This window comes from Synechococcus sp. R8-2 (assembly GCF_047461715.1).
In the GTDB taxonomy this organism is placed as follows: domain Bacteria; phylum Cyanobacteriota; class Cyanobacteriia; order Thermostichales; family Thermostichaceae; genus Thermostichus.
Genome location: NZ_JANSHQ010000318.1, coordinates 1 through 2,094, shown reverse-complemented (window position 1 = coordinate 2,094; position 2,094 = coordinate 1). Strand labels below are relative to the sequence as shown.

Genomic DNA, 2,094 nt, shown 5'->3' with positions numbered 1-2,094 from the left:
CTGAGGGTCAATACCAGAGCCCCCAGATGATAGGGCCACTGTATGCTTTGTCGAGATGCTTTGTCGAGCTATTTTGCCGGTCAGCACCCAGGAGAGAACCAGAGCCAAGATAGCGTGGATCCCTGGAAAAACCGAATCACCGCCCGGTAAACCTGCCAGAGATAGAAAGAAGGGATCCCGGCTGGGAGAAAGTTGCTCAGGTTACCAGCAGCACCTAACCTGCCTCCGTCCGGACGGTCAAGGCAAGTGCAATTGTCGGCTAATCCGCACCATCGGCCCCAGTCCCAGTCCCGTTGGGTTCAAAGCCTGCATCTCAAACAGGGCCAGAATGTGGCGCACTTGCAGCTCTGGACGGGCAGAATTCACTCCCATTGCCACCACCAAGCCGCAATAGCCACCCGTATCGCGGCAACGCCGCTCCCAGCGCTTGCGAGCCATGGAGTGGACGGGATCATCTTCGGGAAACTCCCCAAACAGGTGCAGGTCACGATTGCCCGTTTGCACAATTTCCAGGTCGTAGCGATCGCCATCGAAGGGATCCACCCCTGTGTTGAAACAAACGCCTTGCGGCCCACCTTCCCCACGCAAATTCTCGATGAGCTGCTTTGCTTTTGATCGAGAGGTGCGCACAATCACCACCGGCAGCCCTTCTCCATTTTTCACCAGCTTGCTTTGGGGGAGGGGATGCCATTGCCCCGTGCGCCGCAGCATTTCCACCGTTGTCCACGGCAAGACCCCCAGACCTATCTGCGCCCCTTCCGGCACCAAATCATCCCGCAGCAGGGTTTGTGCAGGTTCTTCCGCCTCCTCTTCCAGCTCCAGCAGCTCTTCGGCCACGTCCGGCAGGGTGCGCACCTGCACCGAAAGGGTTGTCCCCTTCTCTTGGGGATTGGGAATGCGGTACCGACCTTGATAGGAGCGAAAGTCATCTTCCAGCTTGCGGTGGTACTGCTTGAAGAAGCGATGCAAGGCTTCCAGGGCCACCGATAAGGCCGCCGCCTCATCCTCCTGCAAAGTCACGCGCAAGCCTTCCAGGGGGTGAATGGTGCCGAAGTTCGGCTCAATTTCCTCGGGATCCAACTCTGCCAAGTCCAGATCCGGCAGTTCGTTAAGTTCAGGATTGCCAGCTTGGAAGGTGAGATAGAGACAATCTTGCCTGAGGAAGGCTTCCTCCATCTCTTCGGGAGTATCCGGCTGGGCCGCATCCTGGCGAAACTGTTTAAGAGAGGGCAGCGAGCGATAAAAAAGCACCCCATACTCCATGCCCAACCGCCCCATCACCGAGACATAAAGGGTTTGGATGTCCCAGTGATCTAGGTCGATGGCCAAGATTTGGTGATCCTCTAGGTAATCCCAGGGAGCATCTCGCCAGAGGGTAAGGGCTTTGCCGGCCAGCAACTCAACATAGTGTTCCGGCAGAGGGGGAGGGATCCGCTCGTTGGCCTCTTCAAAGCTCTGCAGGATCTCGTCGATCAGAGGCAATTCCGGCTGGCATTCCACCTTGATGTCCAGCTCGTGCAGGATGCCGCGCAAGAAAAATTGCACCTCTCGATCCCGCACGATGATCTTCTGGGGACGAGCAGGTGGGGCAGCATGGGGCCGCTCCATAGCCATGATCAAGGTTCGCACCATCGGCTCAAAGCCAGAATCGGCGGGCACCACCTCCATGGCCCGTACCACGCCCTGAACGCCATCTACCCAAAGAATGCACTCCCCTTCCGTTTGGGATCCCATGGGTGGCGATCCTGAGAGCTTGTGGCGATCCCCTTCCCACACCGAGGGCACCTGGGGCAGCTTTTGCAATCGACGAACCGTAGCGGCTGGGAGACCGGACATAGACATCCAAGGAGAATCAGGAGAACAACCCAATCGGCTGAGTAGGTATGCCAAACTGAGCAGGGATCGGCCTTGGCCTCCTGTCAACAAGACCCAGGGATCCCGCTAATGCCAATCTAACCACCAGTGTAGAAGCTGAGTTCGGCTTCAGGGAGAGGAGACGGCAGAGCCCAGCTCTATAGCAACAAAAGCTGATGGTCAGATTCGAACTGACGACCGCTCGATTACAAGTCGAGTGCTCTACCAACTGAGCTACAT

Annotated in this window: 1 protein-coding gene; it reads right to left on the bottom strand. The window is 57.4% G+C overall.

Annotated features, from left to right (window positions below):
* Window positions 1-237 precede the first annotated feature (237 nt).
* Window positions 238-1,836 carry a DUF6930 domain-containing protein gene (locus NW819_RS08100; RefSeq protein ID WP_414413449.1) on the bottom strand — a complete coding sequence of 533 codons (1,599 nt, stop codon included), beginning with the start codon at window positions 1,834-1,836 and terminating at the stop codon, window positions 238-240.
* Between the last annotated feature and the right edge of the window lie 258 nt (window positions 1,837-2,094).

Coding starts and splice junctions, on each gene's coding strand:
- NW819_RS08100 (WP_414413449.1), bottom strand. CDS start 1,836: ATGTCCGGTCTCCCAGCCGCTACGGTTCGTCGATTGCAAAAGCTGCCC.